General features: G+C 69.0%; 16 protein-coding genes and 5 pseudogenes. 10 read left to right on the forward strand and 11 right to left on the reverse strand.

Annotated features, from left to right (window positions below; all coding sequences use genetic code 11):
* Positions 1 to 140 precede the first annotated feature (140 nt).
* A pseudogene (locus QP939_RS11745) lies at positions 141 to 296 on the forward strand (putative quinol monooxygenase); the annotation flags it as partial.
* A 31-nt stretch (positions 297 to 327) separates the two neighbouring features.
* Here QP939_RS11745 and QP939_RS11750 read toward each other — a convergent pair.
* Positions 328 to 798 (reverse strand): annotated as a pseudogene (locus QP939_RS11750) (potassium-transporting ATPase subunit KdpA); the annotation flags it as partial.
* Positions 799 to 1061: 263 nt separating this feature from the next.
* Between QP939_RS11750 and QP939_RS11755 the strand changes: the two are divergent.
* Positions 1062 to 1301 (forward strand): YbaB/EbfC family nucleoid-associated protein, encoded by a 240-nt coding sequence (locus QP939_RS11755; protein WP_285456752.1) that lies wholly within the window; start codon positions 1062 to 1064, stop codon positions 1299 to 1301.
* Between the two features lie 125 nt (positions 1302 to 1426).
* On the opposite strand, the pseudogene QP939_RS52385 reads toward QP939_RS11755, so the two are convergent.
* Positions 1427 to 2140 (reverse strand): annotated as a pseudogene (locus tag QP939_RS52385) (hypothetical protein); the annotation flags it as partial.
* Between the two features lie 638 nt (positions 2141 to 2778).
* Entirely contained in the window at positions 2779 to 3144 is a 366-nt protein-coding gene (locus QP939_RS11765; RefSeq protein ID WP_285456754.1) for a winged helix-turn-helix transcriptional regulator, read from the reverse strand.
* 180 nt (positions 3145 to 3324) lie between these two features.
* Between QP939_RS11765 and QP939_RS11770 the strand changes: the two genes are divergently transcribed.
* A complete protein-coding gene (locus tag QP939_RS11770) occupies positions 3325 to 5328 on the forward strand; it encodes an APC family permease (protein ID WP_285456755.1) in 2004 nt (667 codons plus the stop codon).
* A gap of 248 nt (positions 5329 to 5576) precedes the next feature.
* Here the strand turns inward: QP939_RS11770 and QP939_RS11775 are convergent, their stop codons facing one another.
* Positions 5577 to 5753, reverse strand: coding sequence for a hypothetical protein (locus QP939_RS11775; RefSeq protein WP_285456756.1), 177 nt, complete (start codon positions 5751 to 5753; stop codon positions 5577 to 5579).
* Positions 5754 to 5903: 150 nt separating this feature from the next.
* Here QP939_RS11775 and QP939_RS11780 point away from each other — a divergent pair.
* Positions 5904 to 6923: pseudogene (locus tag QP939_RS11780) on the forward strand (magnesium and cobalt transport protein CorA).
* A gap of 114 nt (positions 6924 to 7037) precedes the next feature.
* Here QP939_RS11780 and QP939_RS11785 read toward each other — a convergent pair.
* The 3 genes from QP939_RS11785 to QP939_RS11795 all read right to left on the reverse strand — a co-directional run bounded on the left by QP939_RS11785 (position 7038) and on the right by QP939_RS11795 (position 9423).
* The gene (locus QP939_RS11785) at positions 7038 to 7232 is read right to left on the reverse strand and encodes a hypothetical protein (protein ID WP_285456757.1); all 195 of its coding nucleotides are present in this window, start codon (positions 7230 to 7232) and stop codon (positions 7038 to 7040) included.
* A gap of 148 nt (positions 7233 to 7380) precedes the next feature.
* Positions 7381 to 7962, reverse strand: coding sequence for a hypothetical protein (locus tag QP939_RS11790; protein ID WP_285456759.1), 582 nt, complete (start codon positions 7960 to 7962; stop codon positions 7381 to 7383).
* A 3-nt stretch (positions 7963 to 7965) separates the two neighbouring features.
* A complete protein-coding gene (locus QP939_RS11795; protein ID WP_285456761.1) occupies positions 7966 to 9423 on the reverse strand; it encodes an alkaline phosphatase family protein in 1458 nt (485 codons plus the stop codon).
* A 390-nt stretch (positions 9424 to 9813) separates the two neighbouring features.
* On the opposite strand from QP939_RS11795, the gene QP939_RS11800 reads away from it, so the two are divergent.
* The 4 genes from QP939_RS11800 (at position 9814) to QP939_RS11815 (ending at position 14626) form a co-directional block, all read left to right on the forward strand.
* Positions 9814 to 10359 carry a Chromate resistance protein ChrB gene (locus tag QP939_RS11800; protein ID WP_285456763.1) on the forward strand — a complete coding sequence of 182 codons (546 nt, stop codon included), beginning with the start codon at positions 9814 to 9816 and terminating at the stop codon, positions 10357 to 10359.
* A gap of 396 nt (positions 10360 to 10755) precedes the next feature.
* Positions 10756 to 11094, forward strand: coding sequence for a DedA family protein (locus QP939_RS11805; RefSeq protein ID WP_285456764.1), 339 nt, complete (start codon positions 10756 to 10758; stop codon positions 11092 to 11094).
* Entirely contained in the window at positions 11091 to 12278 is a 1188-nt protein-coding gene (locus QP939_RS11810; RefSeq protein WP_285456765.1) for an MFS transporter, read from the forward strand. Before QP939_RS11805 ends, QP939_RS11810 begins: the two co-directional genes overlap by 4 nt.
* Positions 12279 to 13144: 866 nt before the next feature.
* Positions 13145 to 14626 (forward strand): putative Ig domain-containing protein, encoded by a 1482-nt coding sequence (locus QP939_RS11815; RefSeq protein WP_285456766.1) that lies wholly within the window; start codon positions 13145 to 13147, stop codon positions 14624 to 14626.
* Positions 14627 to 14902: 276 nt separating this feature from the next.
* Here the strand turns inward: QP939_RS11815 and QP939_RS11820 are convergent, their stop codons facing one another.
* The 4 genes from QP939_RS11820 to QP939_RS11835 form a co-directional block, all read right to left on the reverse strand.
* Positions 14903 to 15289, reverse strand: coding sequence for an STAS domain-containing protein (locus QP939_RS11820; RefSeq protein ID WP_285456767.1), 387 nt, complete (start codon positions 15287 to 15289; stop codon positions 14903 to 14905).
* A gap of 163 nt (positions 15290 to 15452) precedes the next feature.
* The gene (locus QP939_RS11825) at positions 15453 to 15665 is read right to left on the reverse strand and encodes a hypothetical protein (RefSeq protein ID WP_285456768.1); all 213 of its coding nucleotides are present in this window, start codon (positions 15663 to 15665) and stop codon (positions 15453 to 15455) included.
* Between the two features lie 156 nt (positions 15666 to 15821).
* Complete coding sequence (locus QP939_RS11830; RefSeq protein ID WP_285456769.1) at positions 15822 to 15989, reverse strand: hypothetical protein; 168 nt, start codon at positions 15987 to 15989, stop codon at positions 15822 to 15824.
* 53 nt (positions 15990 to 16042) lie between these two features.
* Complete coding sequence (locus QP939_RS11835) at positions 16043 to 16237, reverse strand: hypothetical protein (RefSeq protein WP_285460055.1); 195 nt, start codon at positions 16235 to 16237, stop codon at positions 16043 to 16045.
* Between the two features lie 5 nt (positions 16238 to 16242).
* Here QP939_RS11835 and QP939_RS11840 point away from each other — a divergent pair.
* Positions 16243 to 16632: pseudogene (locus QP939_RS11840) on the forward strand (energy-dependent translational throttle protein EttA); the annotation flags it as partial.
* A gap of 10 nt (positions 16633 to 16642) precedes the next feature.
* Positions 16643 to 17164: a SixA phosphatase family protein gene (locus tag QP939_RS11845; RefSeq protein ID WP_285456771.1), complete on the forward strand. Its 522-nt coding sequence runs from the start codon at positions 16643 to 16645 to the stop codon at positions 17162 to 17164.
* The last annotated feature ends 868 nt before the right edge of the window (positions 17165 to 18032 follow it).

The raw sequence follows: 18032 nt of genomic DNA on the forward strand, positions 1-18032 counted from the left end.
TCCTGCGCAGCCGGTTGACGCCGCACCGGCCAACGTCCGGGGTCGGTAAATCACCCGCAGAGTGAGCGGTCTGCACGGACTGCTCGGGTACGAGGCCCCTACGTCCAGCCCCAGGCACGTTGGACATAGGGGTGTTGGACATGGATTCGCACGTGCTTGTGGTTGCCGATGTGTCGTGCAGCCCGGAGAACGCCGTGGAGTTCGGCCAGGTCCTGCGGGAGTTCGCTGCCGCGTGCCGTGAAGAATCGGGTTGTCTTTCCTATGACGTGTTCCGCTCCGAGGACTCGCCCGAGCGGTACGTGAGCATCGCGGCCGAGCGCCACGCCCCGGGCCGTTCGGGTGCGTCTCGGCCCACCACACATGAGGGCGAGCACGCCGGACCACAGCGCACCCATCACCGACAGCAGGACGTAGCTAGGGTTCTCGGAGGGATGCGCGGAGTTGGCGTTGCAGATGCCGCCGACGTTGGCGCCGAGCTCCTCGATGGCCCCCTGGCCGCCGACGGCGCGAGCGCGGTAGTGCTGCTCGAGCCGTCGATGTTCGTGACCGCGACACCGGACTTCAGGCTCTGCACCGTGCCCAGCGCGACGAGCACGATCGCGAACAGGAACGAGAAGCCGAGCACACCGGAGGCGTGGGTTTTCCAGTGCTGTTCGGTGCCCGGGTCGACCCGCACGATCTTGTCGACGGCCTTCTCCAGCCGCCAGTGCTTCGTGCTGGTGAAGACCTTGGCCATGTAGTCACCCAGCGGCCGGTACACCACGGCCAGGGCGAGCGGCAGGAGGCCGGCTGTCCCAGGCCTGCCCACGTCGAGGACGCCGAAACTCGTCCGGTTTGACAATCACGTAGGGCGCCCCGGAGTGAGCGGCGTCACGAAACATCAGGAACAACCCGGCGTCCGTCAACGTCGGATCCTCGTGGGGCCGCTCGACGTCCACAGCGGACATGGTCACAACTGGGAATCGCCGTCGTGAACGACTGGCATCGACCGCGGCGCCGGGGCCACCCTTGACCGATCACGGATCCGGCACCCGAGCCGGACGCCACACCCGGGAGTTCCCTTGGCAGCCGACCCCGACATCCGTTCCACCGAAAGCATTCCCCGGCCCACGACCGGCAACGTCCGTGTCAGCCACAGCAGCCACGACGGCGCGATCGCCGTCGTGGTGAGCCTCGACGGGCACGTCCGCGACCTGCGCCTCACCCCGGCAGCGACCCAACGCCCCGCCGACCAGCTCGCCCAGGACATCCTCGACTGCATCCACGCGGCGCAGGGCCTGTTCCCCACGCCCGACGCGTGACAGAACCCGGGACGGCGTCGTCCTGGGCTCCCGTTAACCGACCGGTGTTTCCCGCGGCTCAGGCGGAACCGCGTCCGGCAGACCACCGCGTCCGAGTCGCGCCGCAGCGCCCGGGCCGGCACCGCACCACGCTGGTTCTGCAGCACGCGCAGCCACCAATGTGCCGGCTCGGCCTCGGCGATCAGCACGAACACGTGCCGGTCCCCCACCCCGTGCAGGTGCTCGACCAGCGGCTCGCCGATCCGGCGCCGCTCGTCGTGCAGCTGCACCAGCGGCACGTCCGGATGCCAGCGCGTCCCGGCTGAGGCGGGAGACCGGGTGCACCGGGACGACCACCAGCGACCCGGTCCGTCCGGGGCGGCGCCGGCGTCCGGCCGAGTTCGAGGCGGTCGCCGATCGCGAACAGCGGCACCAGCGTGTTCAGGTCGCGGTCGGACGCGATGAGCAGCAGCGCCGACGAGCTGGCGAGGAAGTCGACGCCGCAGCGGTAGACCTGGCGTTCGGCCCGCAGCGCGAACACGTGCGGCGGGTTGTTGTGCTTGGCGAGCAGCTGCGCGAGCACCGGGAGGCCGCCGAACGACGTGTTCGCCGCCAGCACGAGCAGCACCACCGTCGAGAACTGCACGGCACGGAACCCGAAGCCGTCGCCCAGCGACGCCGTGGTGACCTGGGACAGCACGGTCACGCCGTCGACCGGGTGGATCGATAACTTCTCGATCAGCGTCGCGATACCAGGAGCATGACCGCGAGCAGCGCGCCCAGGGCGATCTCGGACCGCTGGGTCCGCCGGACCCGCGGCTTGCGGAACGACGGGACCGCGTTGGCGATCGACTCGACACCAGCGCGGCACGGCCGTTTGCGAAGCCTTGAGCAGCAGCAGAATCCCGATGGACTGCAGGCGCCGGACATGCCCAGGCGTGATCGTCGCGACCGCGGTTCCGTCCGCGGCAGGCCGGCCGCGACGACGGTGTGGATCGCGCCGGCGAAGATGACGGTGGGCGCGATGAACACGCTGGCGCTTTCGGCGCTCCCGCGCAGGTTCACCCCGGTGACCAGCGCCAGCACGCCGAGTCACAGCCAGAGCGTGTAGGGCGGCAACTCGGGGAACGCCGACGTCAGCGCAGCCACCCCGGCTGACGCCGTACGCACCGCCGCCGTCCGGGAACGCGGCGATCACCTGCCGGTAGGACAACGTCAGGACGCCGACCAGCAGCGCGATGCCCAGCGTCACCGTCACCGTGAAGCCGAGCCCGGCGCTGCCAGCCACGGCCAGCACGATGACGATGGCTTCGGGGCCATACGCCGCCGACGTCATCGCGTCCAGGACGGCGCCCAGGCCGCCGACCACCGACAGCCAGTGCCGGTCGGCCTTCTCGGCGACTTCCGGGTTCATCAAGAAGATCGTCACATCGCCGAGGCGGCGGTCGCGCTGGACCGGGCCATTGCGGTGTCGACGCCTCCCTGACGCCGCACCAGGCTATCTCCACGTCCGCCTGATGCGCCGGTGATCACCGTCGCACCGGCCGTCGAGGTACCTCTCGTAAATCGCGACCCATACGTCCAAATCAGACAAAACGGCGACGAGTTCTCGGCCGGAGGCGGTCAACGCGTAACGGGTCGTACGTCCCGGCCACAGATCCCAGGTCCCTGGCTCGTCGCACCGGACGAGCACCCCTTCAGCTGCCAGTGTCCGCAGCACGCGTTCCAGTTTCCGCTTCGCCAGGGGCACGGCTGCACACAGCGCGATGTGTGACTTCGCGCCATCGGCGAGAGCCTCGACCACCTCGACGGCACCAGGGCGACCGACCACATCGGACAGCCATGCGACCACGTCGTCGGCCATGTCAGCTCCCGCGGAGATCAGTTGGCGGCCGACACTAGACGGCCACGGCTCCCGCGCGGCGGGCGTTGACGCAACCCTGACGAGCGCCCCGGCGTTCCTTGACGAAATCCCTACGCCGCACCTCGGATCTTGATGTTTTCCATATGCGACACCGGGCGTGCCCGGGAGACGCTTCCGTACGTGCCGGCACCCACCTCATCGCTCAAACGGCTGGTACTCGGCCGGCCGTTCCGCAGCGACACCCTCGGCGAGACCCTGCTGCCCAAGTGGCTCGCCCTGCCCATCTTCGCCAGTGACCCGCTGTCCTCGGTCGCCTACGCGACGCAGGAGATCCTGCTCATCCTCAGTATCGGCGGCCTGGCCTACCTCACGCTGGCGCCGTGGATCGGCCTGGCCGTCGCGGTGCTGCTGACCGTCGTGGTCGTGTCCTACCGGCAGGTCGTGCGGGCCTACCCCAGTGGCGGCGGCTCGTACGAAGTGGCGTCGAAGAACCTGGGCAGCTCCGCCGGGCTCGTCGTGGCCGGGGCGCTGATGGTCGACTACATCATGACCGTCGCGGTCTCGGTCGCCTCCGGCGTCGACAACATCATCTCCGCCGTCCCCCAGCTCAACGACTACCGCATCGGCCTCGACATCGGGTTCATCGTGCTGCTGACGGCGATGAACCTGCGCGGCATCCGGGAGTCCGGGCGCACGTTCGCGATCCCGACCTACCTGTTCATCGGCGGGGTCATGCTGATGATCGTGCTCGGGTTCGGGCAGCTGGCCGCCGGGCACGCCCCGGTCGCCGAGAGCGCCGGCTACGACATCCGGCCCGAGCAGGTCGGGCTGACCGGACTGGCGCTGGTCTTCCTGCTGTTGCGGTCCTTCTCCTCCGGCTGCACCGCCCTCACCGGTGTCGAGGCCATCTCCAACGGCGTCCCCGCCTTCCGCAAACCCAAGAGCGCCAACGCCGCCCGCACGATGACCGCGATGGGCGCCATCGCCGTCGTCATGTTCGGCGGCATCACCGCGCTCGCGATGATCGCCCGGGTCAAGATCGCCGAGAACACCTGCGACCTCACCGGCTTCCGCGGCAACTGCGACAGCGACCCGCAGCGGACCGTGATCAGCCAGATCGCCGCGGCCGTCTTCGGCGGCGACCACGCGGTCATGTTCTACTTCCTGCAGGCCACCACCGCGCTGATCCTCATCCTCGCGGCCAACACCGCGTTCAACGGGTTCCCGCTGCTGGCCTCCATCCTCGCCCAGGACCGCTTCCTGCCCCGGCAGCTGCACACCCGCGGCGACCGGCTCGCGTTCTCCAACGGCATCATCGCCCTCGCCCTGGTCGCCGGGATCCTGATCTTCGCCTTCGACGGCTCGACGACCCGGCTGATCCAGCTCTACATCCTCGGCGTCTTCACCTCGTTCACGCTCTGCCAGGCGGGCATGGTCCGGCACTGGAACCGCGAGCTGGCCACCGCGACCGAAGCCCGGCAGCGCCGGTCGATCCAGCGCTCCCGGCTGATCAACGCCCTCGGCGCCGCGCTCACCGCGATCGTCCTGGTCGTCGTCCTGATCACGAAGTTCACCCACGGCGCCTACCTGGTCGTCATCGCGATCCCGGTGCTGTGGGTGATGATGCGAGCGATCCACCGCCACTACAGCCACGTCCGCGAAGAACTCCAGGCCGACGACGAGAGCGAGCTGCTGCCCAGCCGCGTCCACGCCGTCGTACTGGTGTCCACCTTGCACAAGCCCAGCCAGCGGGCGATCGCGTTCGCCCGCGCCACCCGCCCCGACACCCTGGCCGCCATCACCGTGAACGTCGACGACGCCGACACCCGGGCCCTGCAACGGCAGTGGGAGCAGCGGGACATGAAGATCCCGCTCAAGGTGCTCGAGTCCCCCTACCGCGAGATCACCCGGCCCGTGGTGGCCTACGTCAAGAACCTTCGTCGCGCCGGCCCCCGCGACGTCGTGTGCGTCTACATCCCCGAATACGTCGTCGGCCGCTGGTGGGAGAACATCCTCCACAACCAGAGCTCACTGCGGCTGAAGGGCCGGCTGCTGTTCGAACCCGGCGTGATGGTCACCAGCGTCCCCTGGCAGCTGCACTCGACCAGCCGCCGCGACCTCCAACGCGTCCGCCCGCTCCCGGGAGACACCCGCCGCGGCATCACACCGCAACGCCGCTCATGAGCGTCAACGATCCCCGGTCAAGCGTGGGCGTGACCGCCGAGACGACGGTTCCGCTGCCAGTCTTCCCGCTCCTGCATTCGCAGATCGACGGGGCGGCATCAGGGTCGAGCGCAACACGAGGACAGCCAACCCTGTCACGGCACCGAGCACCGCGATGACCGAACGACGCAGCGTCCTGCTTGGCCGAGAACCCCGGCGCCTGGCCCAGCCGGCTCGCTCACCCAGCCGGTCTTCGGGCAGCCCCGGCGTCATCCGAAGCGGACCATGACGAGCAGGCACGCGCCGAGCACGAGCAGGATCCCGGCCATGCCCGCCCAGCCGCCCAGGCTGGCCAGTCCGAGCACCACGCCCACGACCACAAGCACCGCGATAACCATGACGGCCGGGCGGAGGACGCCCCGGGAGTCCAGCAGGAATCGACGCATCACCCGAGCCTAGAGCAGGCCTCGCGGCTGACCCCGGTGTCGCGGCCATACCGCCTGGCCAGTCCACGCTGGAAACGCCCGGAAAGCGCCCAACCGGATTCCACGGACACCAATGTGCCAGGCTGGTTCTCAGGTGCCCCTGGAGGTGAGATGCCGATCCGACCGCCACGCGAGCCAGCGTCCCGGCACTCTCCTCAACAGCCGATCCCTGTTCCTGTCTCGGCCTACATGGTCGACTGCGGCGTCTATGTCGCCGGGCGGCGGCTGCCGGGCCGGTGGTCGGACACCGAAGCGATCGCCGAGGTCCGCCGGCGCGGCGACGGGTTCGGCTGGATCGGGCTGTTCGAACCCGCCGCCGAGCAGATCGAGGGCATCGCCGAGACCTTCGGGTTGCACGAACTGGCGGTCGAGGACGCCGTGCACGCTCACCAGCGCCCCAAGCTTGAACGCTACGGTGACGTGCTGTTCATGGTGCTCAAAACCGTCCTTTGCGTCGCGCACCAGTCTCCGACCACCGGTTCATTCTCACCGTCCGTCACGGTGACCACTCCGGCCTGCGGGGCCTGCGCCGAGAACTGGAAGAGGAACCCGACCGCCTCAACGCCGGCCCGGCCGCCGTGCTGCACGCGATCAGCGACCGGGTCGTAGACCAGTACCTGGACGTCAGCGAAACCTTCGAACGCGACATCGACGAGGTCGAGACGGTCGTCTTCGCCCCGAACAGCCCGACCGGTGCCGAACACATGTACCTGATGAAACGCGAGCTCCTGGAGCTGCGCCGCGCTGTCACGCCCCTGGCCACACCCCTGCAGCGCCTCGCCGAAAGGCCAGACGTCCCTGGTGCCCGCAGAAGTCCGGTCGTACTTCCGGGACGTCGACGACCACCTGCGCACGGTCACCGAGCGGGTGGCGAACTTCGACGAGCTGCTGACCACCCTGGTGGATGCCACCCTGGCCAAAGTGTCACTGCGGCAGAACAGCGACATGCGCAAGATCACCGCGTGGGCGGCGGTCATCGCGGTGCCGACCATGGGGGTCGGCATCTACGGCATGAATTTCGACTACCTGCCCGAACTGCACTGGAAGCTCGGCTATCCCGTCGTCATGTCCGTCATCCTCGGCGTGTGCTTCGTCCTCTACCGGGTCTTCAAGCGAAACCGTTGGCTCTGAGCTGTCCCGGCCGTGGTTCTGGGTCCTGCTGTTCATCGTGGCCTGGCTCGTGCTGGTCGTCGTGCAGATCTCCCTCGGCATGGGCGCATGACCGGACGGGCGCCCACGAGCTGATCAACGACCTCGTCGCGATGCCAGAGTCGGTCCGGCCTCCTCCGGTTTTTCAGCAAGTCCGAACCCGGCAAGTGCGCAGCGGGGAGATCGGTGATGCACCACGACGCCGATGCGGCTTCGCCCGGTGAGCCCGGTGACGAACTGCAGCAGTTGCGCCGTCGTCTGGCCCGCCAGGCCGCCCTGCTCGACGCACACGCACGACAACTCGACCAGCTGCTCACGGATCTGAACGGGGTGAGCGAACGACTCGACAGCTGGGCCGGGGCAGGCGAGCTAGGGACGCCTGTCCGGGTCTGGCGCTGTGACGAGCGGCCGACCCCGGGCCCGGCCAGACACGCCTGGGTCAGTCGATCTCGACGGCGAAATCCCACATCGCCAGCACGTGGCCGTTCTGCTGCCAGTTGATCTGGGCGCCCCCGCTGTGGAAGGTGCCGGTGAGGGTCAGCGTCCCCGGGTGTCCCGGGGTGGCCGTCACAGTGTCCTTTCCGACGACCGACAGCGCGACCGCGGTTCCGGTCTCGTCGCGGCACTGCAGGTCATGGGCCGCGACTGTCAGCGTGCCGGCGGCGGCGGAGGCGGTCAGAGTGATCGTCCCGGTGGCCCTGCTGTCGGGTTTCGCTCCGCCGGGTGGCGGCTCCACAGCCGGGCCCGAGGCGACCAGCAGCGCCGAGACGCCGGCGGGAAGGCTTACCTGGACCGGAGCGCCCATGGCCAGCAGTTGCGGATGTCCGGGCGAGGCGGTGACCGGCGCCGGCGCGCCTTCCGCGGCCGTGGGGATCGGAACCGGACCAAGCCGGCTGACCACATCGGAGGCGGACGAGCCTTGGGCGGGGCCGGTGGAGCCGGCGGTACAGGCCGAGAGCGGCGCCGCGCTCGCCACGAGGACGAGCACGGCGACGCGCAGCCGGAAGCGGGTGGGCCGCACGGGTCAGCGGCCCCCGATCCGTTCGTAGCGCGGCTGGGTCATCTGGTCGACGCCACCGGCGGTGGCCGGGTAGATCGCGCGCTGGTCACCGACGCTGACCTTCGGCCTGGCGTGGCCACCAGCGTTGTTGTAGACGTCGTTGCCGAAGGGGCGCAGCCCGTCGGCCGCGGCGTAACCGAGGTGTCCCTGTCCGTCGGTGCCGCCGCGGTGGATCCCGAACAGGTCTTCCGTGCTGCGCAGCCAGCTGTAGTGGTTGTAGGGCTGGTCGGTAATCGAGCCGGGCTGGATGAACCGGGAGATGAACACCGCGCCGGTGATGCCGCCGCCGGGGGTGGTGTCCTGGCCGAACGCCTGGAAGCCGGGCTGGGTGGTGTTCGGGCCGGGCAGCTCGTTGCAGCAGGCCACCACCGACTGCGCGGTGTCGGTCGAGGTGTTCAGGCTCGGGTCGGCGTTGCCGCTGAAGTCGGCGATGGAGTTGCCGTACATCTTGTAGGGCGGGAATCCCTCGTCGAACAGGATCTGGATTTCCCCGTCGTGCTGGAACGCCGGCGAGGCCATGATCATCGGGATGTACTTCTTGAGGAACACGTCCGCCGCGAACAGCCCGCCCTGGTGGTTGTTCGGGTCTCCGGTCAGGTTGTCGCCCTTGCAGGTCGCGTCGTGGGCGTCGCTGCAGTTGTTCGGGGAGATCCAGGAGAACGCCGGTGTCGTCGACTCCTGCTTGAGGTCTTGTTCCAACCCGCTGAGCGCCGGGTGGCCGCCGGTGGCGGGCAGCCCGGCCAGCGGGACGACGTTGCGGCAGTCGGCCGGGTTGTCGATCACCGAGTGGAACCACGCCACCGGGCTGTGCTTGGGCACGTACTGATCCACCGCGGTGGCCCCGCCCGGGTCGGGCACGCCGTTGCCGGCCGGGTTGCCCGGGATACCGCAGTGGTAGACATCCTCGCGCGTAGGGGTGTTGCCCTCGTCCTGCAGGTAGGTCTTCCAGGACACATGCGCGGCGTCGAGCTGGTTGAACAGCGTCGGCACCGACGTCGGGTACACACAGCCGGTCGGGGCGTAGACCTGACCGTCGGCCGCCGGGAAACCGGGCTGGACGTCCTTGTACTGCGGGCAGTCAGCCTGGTTGTCCGGCGCCGGCCCCTGCCCGGACACCGCGCTGATGTAGTTGTCCAGGCTGAAGTGCCCGGTGCCGTAGTACTGCCGCAGCAGCAGCCCATAGCTGGGCAGCGTCTTCCACAGGTAGTCGTTCTGGTTCAACCCGGTGAACGTCGCCTCGAACGACTTGTTCTCCAGCATGAACGTCCACACGTGACCGATCTTCGGCGGATGGAACGAATGTCCATCACCCCGGTCGGCCGACGCCGGACCCGCCGACACCACGAACACGGCCACCGACAGTGCCCCGACGAGCACACCGAGCCACCGGCTGCGCAGGTTCCCGCGTCTGGTCGTTCCCACCACGGTCCTCCATCACCTTTGCGTGCGGCCCACCGCACCCCATTCACGGACCCCGAAATACTTGCCGATGCTTTCCGCGCAGGCCAGCCCTGGACGCCCCAACATTCGGTGAACCCGAAGCGGCGACCGGACAATCACATCGACATAAATCAGGCAATTGACTAGAAGGTGGCAGAAAGCGCCCTAGGCGCAGTGGCGTCGGGTTGCTCCCTGGCCGACGCCGCGTCCTCGCGTTCGGAAATCAGGTGACCGGAAAGCACCGCCGGGCCGGCTCGGCGGACGGTGACCGGTGCGCATAGCCGCGGGCCTCTGAGCCGATGGCGACGGGTGCGCACTTCCACCCATGAGACGAGCACAATGTTTGCTGTAACACCTGCTACATTGAAGACCGTGACGTATCGGTCGGGCCGGTGGCAGGTGCTGGTGGTGAAGGTTCCGGCGGTGCCGTCGCGGCACCGGGTCGCGGTGTGGCGGGAGCTGCGCCGGATCGGCGCGTTGTCGCTGGGACAGGGTATCTGGGCGGTGCCGGACGTGGCCGGGTTCGCCGACGGCATCGACCGGGTGGCCGAGCTCGCCGAACGCGGCGAGGGCGAGGTGGTGGTGCTCGACGCGGCCGGACGCAGCGAGCGCGACGGTGCCCGGCTGGAGGAAATGTTCACCGCCGAGCGCGACGACGAGTGGCGGGAGTTCCTGGCCGACTGCGGCAAGTTCGACGCCGAGATCGACAAGGAGATCCGCGTCGAGAAGTTCACCATGGCCGAGCTGGAAGAAGAGGAGCAGAGCCTGGAGCGGCTACGGCGGTGGCATCGGGAGCTGAAGGTCCGCGATGTGTTCGGCGCGCCCGCGGCCGCCGAAGCCGAGGTGCGGCTCAAGCACTGCGCCGATCGGCTCACCGAATACACCGAGCTCGTTTTCCAGGCCCTGCACCAGATGTGAGCCGAGGTCATGAACGTCGACACCAGCTGTGTTCGAAATCAACGACTTCGCCCGCGCGACGCCGTGGCTGCATTCGATCGTGTCGGCCTACGCCGCCTGCGGCCTGCTGGTGTTCGCCGCCCTGCCTCGCCGGGCGGTGGTCGGCGCGCCGCCAGGAGAACCCGGTTCGGATGGCGGCGGCGCTGTGGGCGTCGCTGGGCTGATCCTGCTGGAGGAATCCAGTGTCCCGGCACCCGGTGAGACGGTGCTGATCGCCGCCGCGGTCTACGTCGGCGCGGGATACCTCACCATCGCGGCGGTGGTCGTCGCCGGCGACGACACCGGCTACGCGATCGGGCACTTCGGCGGCCGGCGGTTGGCAACGCGGTTCGGCCGGCGTGTCTTCCTGACCGAACGGTGGCTTGGCACCGCGAACGGTTCTTCGTCCGCCACGGCGGCAAGGTCGTGGTCCTCCCCCGGTTCGTCGAAGGGGTGCGCCAGGCCAACGGGATCATCGTCGGCATCACACGAATGCCGCGGCGGCGGTTCCTCGCGTTCAACACCCTCGGCGCCGCACTGTGGGTCGGCGTCCGGGCCGGGCTCGGCGACCTGGCCGGCATCCACATCACCGCCGTCTACGAGCAGATCCACCGCTACCAGCTCTCCGTGGTGCTCGCGATGGGCCTGATGCCGGCCGTGCTGACCGTCCGGCACGCGCTGCGGCACCGACGCCGGGAAGAGGACCCCCGCGGGTGAGCACCGAGTCCCCCGAGCCCACCTCCACCTCCGTCCTGCGGCCGCTGTACGCGGCGGGGTTCGTGACTGCGTTCGGCGCGCACAGCATCGCCGCCAGTCTCGGCGCCTACACCGGCGGCGAGCACGTCTCTCTGCTGACCTTGGGGTTGCTGCTGGCCGTCTACGACGGTGCCGAGGTGGTTCTCAAGCCGGTGTTCGGGTCACTGGCCGACCGGATCGGGCCCCGCCCGGTACTGCTGGGCGGGCTGCTCGCGTTCACCGCGGCGTCTGCCGCGTTCGTGCTCGCCGGAAACCCGACCGCGGTCGGACTGGCCCGGCTGGGCCAGGGCGCCGCCGCCGCGGCGTTCTCTCCCGCCGCCGGAGCCCTCGTCGCGCGGCTGTCCCCGCCGAAGCGACAAGGTCGCGCGTTCGGCGGGTACGGCGCGTGGAAGAGCGTCGGCTACACCGCCGGCCCACTGCTCGGCGGTGCCCTGGTCACCCTCGGCGGATTCTCACTGTTGTTCGCCACCCTCGCCGTGCTCGCCCTGGCGGTCGCCGCCTGGGTCGCGATGGTCGTGCCCGCGGCGCCCCCGTTGCCACGCGCGCGCCAGACCGCGCTGGATCTCGCTCGCCGTCTGAGCGCGCCGGCCTTTCTGCGCCCGACCGCGGCGCTAGCCGCGACGACCGCGGCACTGGCGGTCGGGGTGGGGTTCCTGCCAATAACCGGAGCCGCCGCCGGCCTGACCCCGCTGGTGACCGGCGCGGCGGTGTCACTGCTGGCACTGTGCTCGGCGCTGGTGCAGCCGTGGTCAGGCCGCGCCCGCGACGCCGGAGGGCTGCGTGACGGCGTCGGCATGGCCGGCGGGCTCGCCCTGGCCGCGGCCGGAGCGGCGCTGGCCGCAGTGGTTCCCGGAGTCGCCGGAGTGCTGATAGCGACAGTGGCCATCGGCACCGGGGTTGGTCTGGCGACCCCGCTCGGGTTCGCGCACCTGGCCGCGATCACGCCGCCTGAACGGCTCGGGCAGACCATGGGCGCGGCCGAAGTCGGCCGCGAATTAGGCGACGCCGGCGGCCCGCTGCTGGTCGGTACGATCGCTGCCGCGGCCACCCTCGGCGCCGGCTTCCTCGGCCTGGCTGCGGTCCTCGGCGTCGCCGCGCTGGCCGTGCTCCGCGCCCAGACCGCCGGAACCGGTGTTCACGGGTGACCTCTGGACACAACGTGGTGCCCTTTTACCAAAAACGGAAGAAATGGGGCAGGTGCGTTGCCGACCGTGACCGCGACGGACCCAAACCAGTGCACTACGCCGCCATGAACGACGACCCGACGCCGTACGCGCCTGAGCGCAGGTGTCCCCGTCGCATGGCTCAACAGCGCGTCCGCCACGGCCGCGCTGCCCTCGCCGTCGGCAACGGCGCCCGCGACGCAGCCACCGTTCCCCTGAGCGCCGACGCGGACATCAGAGCCCCACCCGAGTGCGACATCACCCTCTGCACCACGCTGCGGCGAGCTAATCGGCTTTCGTTCTTGCCTCGGAAGACGACAGCCGCAGTGCCGGCCCTGGGGCCCATATCGAAGCAAGAGGCGTCCACCGGACGCGTCCTGCCGCCCAGCGTGGCAAAGCCACGCCGCCGAGCTCGGATGTCCGCTTCCCGGCATCAGGACGGCCCGGAACGCCTCCAGATGGGTGCTCGAGGACCGGTCCCGTGACCTGCACCGGACACGGCCTGTCCGATCATGACTGACTCCTGAGGACTTGGCGTTTATCGGCGGCCGAGCGTGGCGAGCAATTGTCTGTCAAAACGGGTCACCTCACGGCGCCGACTCTCACTCCCCAGCCGAGGGCAGGCCACTGTACCGGTCCAGAACGAACAGCCTGAGCCGAGCGGGTGACTCGTTGACCATCCGCTAACTTCTTCCACAATGGACAACTGATTCGGCGATTAGCCTTGTCTCGGCACGCAAAGCAAGCCCGCTCGATGAAAGTGTCATCGGTCGTTCATCTCGTCGCGGTATGCCCCGATTCCGAACCGGGGCAGACTGCCACGCGACCAGTCGGCCACCCATTGTCGCTTGTGTCCACATTCTCCCGATTCCTCTGGTCAACGGTTTCGATCCGCGTCGCCTGATCGTCGTCTTCTCCCGGGAGTCCCCATGCAGCGTGGAAAACTCGTCCGCATCGCGGCAGTCCTGGCCGCAGGCCTGGCCTGTCTGTCGTTCACGGCGCCGATCGGCTCCGCTTCCGGAGACTCGGAACAGACCGACGGCGTCGAACACGAAGTCCTGATTCCCCAGCCGGCCGCGACCGCCGCGAGCTGCGGGGTGGAGCGCTGGTCGGTCAAGACCGGCACCGACGCCGACGCCGCCAAGATCACCCTGCAGTCCACCACACCGACGACGATCGCGGCGTTGACCGGGCTGGCGAAGCCATCCACCCTGCCGGCCAACAACCGCATCCAGCCCACCGAGACCACCGTGTACCGGCTACAAGCCACACTGACCAAATACAAGCTGGAGTCCGACTCCGACTACCACCTGGTGCTGGCCGACGGCTCCGGGCACACAATGATCGTCGAGGTACCCGACCCGGCCTGCGTGGGCTCGTCCAGTGCACTGCTGACGAGCATCCAGAAAGCTCGCGCGGAGGTCAACGCGAAATACACCCCGACCGGCAGCTTCCAGACAGCGAACGTGCCTGTGACGGTCACCGGCGTCGGGTTCTTCGACTTCCTGCACGGCCAGACCGGCGTCGCCCCCAACGGCATCGAACTGCACGCCGTCCTTGACATCCAGTTCGGCAGTGGCGGCGGCAGCGTGTCCGTGAGCAACCCCGGCAACCAGACCGGCACCGCCGGGCAACCGGCCGGCCTGCAGATCTCCGCCACCGACACCGCCGGCGGCAGCCTCGCCTACACCGCCACCGGCCTACCGGCCGGACTGTCGATCAACACCGCGACCGGACTGATCTCCGGCACGCCGACCACCGCCGGCACGAGTTCGGTCACGGTGACCGCCACCGACTCGACCGGTCCGTCCGGATCCACGACCTTCAGCTGGACCATCGCACCCGCAAGCGGCGGGTGCACCGCGCAGCAGTTGCTGGGCGACCCCGGCTTTGAAACCGGGACGGCGACGCCGTGGTCGACCAGCTCCGGCGTGATCAGCAACAGCTCAAGCGAACCCCCACGCACCGGCAGCTACGACGCCTGGCTGGGCGGCTACGGTGCCACCCACACCGACACCCTCGCCCAGCAGGTCACCCTGCCGACCGGCTGCGCCGCCTACAGCCTCGGCTACTGGCTGCACATCGACACCGCCGAACCCACCACCGGCGCCTACGACACCTTCACCGTCCAGATCCTCACCAGCTCCGGGACCGTGCTCGCCACCCCCGCGACCTATTCCAACACCGACGCCACCACCGGCTACACCCAGCACACCATCAACCTCTCCGCCTTCAGTGGCCAAACCATCACCGTGAAATTCACCGGAACCGAGGACTACACCAAGCAAACCTCTTTCGTCCTCGACGACACCACCCTCACCATCAACTGACCACCGGCTCGGCGCCGATCGGCTACGTCGGCCAGGACGCCATTCACCTCACACGGCACATCCTCGGCTGACGCTGCCGGCTCGCAGGCTCATATTCCTGCCTACGGGCGAGGCTTGCCGCAACGGCCAGTCGTCTGTGGTGTGTGCACGCTCACCGACGGCGTCGGCAGCCGTTCAGCTTGTCTGCTCACGCCCGCGGCCGCTGTCGCCATGCACTCCGCGCGGCGGGATTGAGCTTTCGTCTTCGGCTGCGCGGGTTTGGCCGAGGAATGGGCCTCAGCGGCCGTCGCCCGGCACTGTCGAGGGCGGAAGAAGATGATGCAGGCCCAGCAGCTTGAGTCGGTGCCGCACCACCGGTGAGGGCACGAGCTGCGGTGTCAGACCGGAGACGCGAGCGAACCGCAGCAGGACGGCAACTGCTTCCATGCTGCACCGGTCGACACCGGCCAGGTCCAGCAGCACTGTCGTGGCGCCGGTGCCGGCCGCGCGGGTCAGCGCGCCGTCGAACTCGTCCGGATCCAGCGGCCCGTGGGCGCGGACGGTCACCGTCCCCTCGATCACGTCGCCGACCTCGATGCCGGTCGAGGGCAGGACAGGGTCCGGATCCGGCGAATCCGCGAGAGTACTCACCATGCCGTCCTTGATCCACGGCAAAGCCGTCATTGTCGCCAGCCTGGTAACAGCACCCTAACGCAGCATCGCCGACCCGCCACCTGAAATGCGACCAAACGTGGTCCGACCTGGACAATCGGCCTGCGTTGACAGCACCCTAGGCGAAAACTTCGCCACTCCGGATTCCCGCGGCTGCTTCAGGTGTGACCGTCCCTCAGACCGGCGGGTGATCTCCCCGGTCGGAACGCGGTGCACGGCGAAGGCCGGTATTGAGGCGGTCGAGGTGGGCGTTGACGTCCGCCTGGTGGCGCATGATGCGCTCGTGCAGCCGGGACAGCGCGTCATCGGCATCATCCACGTCACCGTCGTCAGCGCCTTCGCCGGGGACGGCAGCGTCCTCGTTGTTGTCCGGTTCGGTGGTACTCACTGTCCATCCCATCCGCCGTTCGGCTGAATCTAGCCCCTGTCGCGCGGGCCGTCCAAGACCGTGATCCGGCGCAGACGCTGTCGCTGGACATCCACGTGCACGACCGCGTCGTCGCCGCGGGCTCCGGTGCCTGAGCTCTCCACCAGGGTCCTCGGGTCAGCGGGTGACCAGGAAGCCGCCGAGCACGACCATGGCGGGCACGATCAGCAGCAGCGACACCACAGCCAAGCCGTTCTGGTCCTGGCTATGGCCGTCGCCGACCCGCCGAGCCCGCCGCAAGCCGATAAGGATGGCGACGGCCGCGACCGCCAGCGCCGTGGTCAACCAGCACCGCCGAAGCGCCGCGGCAGCCTGGTCACGATCGGTTGTCTCCATCGCTACCCGGCCGCCGCGGTCGAGGGGTCCTCGGCGCAGGCGTCGATCGCATCGACCAGCTCCTCGAGCGCCGGGAGCGCCGCGGCGATCAGGTGCTGCCATGCCGGGTGCAGCCGCTCCCTCGCGGCCGTCAGGATCTCGGTGTTACCGGCCTGCCAGCGCCGCACCGCCGCACGACCGGCGTCGGTCAGCTCCAACGACGGGCTTCAAGGGACCCGACCAACAGAAGCCCACCAGGCTCTTCTCCGGCGGGGAACGCAACCGCTTGAATCTCGCCCCCACTCTCAAGCAGGGCGGTAACGTGCTGCTCCTCGACGAGCTGACCAACGTTCTGGACGTCGAAGCGCTCGGCTCACCGGAGAACGCGATCCTCGACTTTCCCGCCTGCGTAGTGGTCACCGCCCACGACCGTTGGTTCCTCGACCGCGTCGCCACCCCTATCCTCGCCTGGGGAGGCACCCACGACGACACGGCCCACTGGTTCCGGTTCGAAGGCAACTACGCCAGCTACGAACGCAATAAGATCGACCGCCTCGGCCCCGAGGCTGCCCGCCCCCACCGGGCCATCCACCGCAAGCTCACCCGGGACTGAGGCAGGCGCGATGGTGACGAGACAGCTCATCCTTCTCCGGCACGCGAAATCCGCGTGGCCCGATCTCCCCGACCATGAGCGGCCGCTGGCGCCGCGTGGCCGCCGGGACGCACCGCAGGCCGGTCGCCGGCTCCGCGACACCGGACACGTTCCGGACCACGTCTTCTGCTCCACCGCCCGACGAGCCTACGAGACGTGGCAGCTGGCCGAGAGCGGACTGGGCGCCTCGCCGCCGATCTCCTACGACGACCGGCTCTACACCTCCGGTCTCGACGCCGTGCTGCAAGTTGTCCACGGGATCCCGGACCGGATCGTCCGGCCGCTACTGGTCGGCCACGACCCGGGCCTGCGCGACATCGCACTCCACCTGGCCAGTCCGGCCGGTGGGTACGCCCTCGACCGGGTGCGGGCCAGGTTCCCGACCGCCGCGGTGGCAGTCCTCACGCTGCTCGGCCCGTGGGTCGAACTCAGCTCCGGTTGCGCCCGGCTGACCGATTTCTTCACACCCCGCCTCGCCACCACGAACCCGTGACCGGGCCTGCGGCGGTATCAGTACCTTCAGCTGGAGCTGGCAGACCTCGTCCGCACCGCGCCCCATGTCACGTGGGCACGGGGTGACCAGGAGCGGGAACAGCAGGCCCGTGAGCTCTTGATCCGGCTGGCCGAGGAGCGACTCTGGCTGGCCGTGATCGGCGAGTTCAGCCGGGGCACGAGCACGCTGATGAACGCCGTGCTCGGCGCGGCGTAGCTGCCCACCGGGACGCTGCCGACGACGTCGGTACTCACCTCCGTCCGGTGCTCCACACCCTCGTCAGCGGCACGTGGCCGAGGGCGCTGACATGGCTGGAATAGGGGCGTCCTTGGCACTGGCCACGCTGTTCCTCGGCGCAGCTGTCGGCGGACAGTCAAAGATCCATCCGACCGTTGACACGCAGCGGCAGGCGTGGTGGGCGGCATGCTCGCCAAGGTCATCAAATCGGTCCGGTCTTGTTCCGCCCAGCCGTAAGGCTCCACGGTCCAGACCAGCATCGGTGCTCTACATCGCGCACAACCCGCACCCGCGACAGGGCACGCCTGGCGAAGCTGATCCCGGCAACCTCTGCTCAGCATCGCAACTCCATCCGACACGAAAAGTCCGAGCGGACGAGCTGATCGCAGCGTTACCGCCCTGCGGCAGAAGACGCGCATCTTGCCCCCAGTTTCCCGCCACGCGCGCACCCAGCAGCATCTCTCCGAGGACGATCACCACGTTTACTTGACGGTATGGGCTCGCCGGCTGCCGCCGCGTCGAGCGCGGAACCTTCATTCCCTGACCGGCAAGCACATGGTTGACCTTTCCGGCCCGCTTGCCGGCCGAACCGCGGTGAATACGCCAACAGATCCCTAACTGCCATAAGGCG

The organism is Amycolatopsis nalaikhensis (genome assembly GCF_030264295.1).
Taxonomy (GTDB): Bacteria; Actinomycetota; Actinomycetes; order Mycobacteriales; family Pseudonocardiaceae; genus Amycolatopsis; species Amycolatopsis nalaikhensis.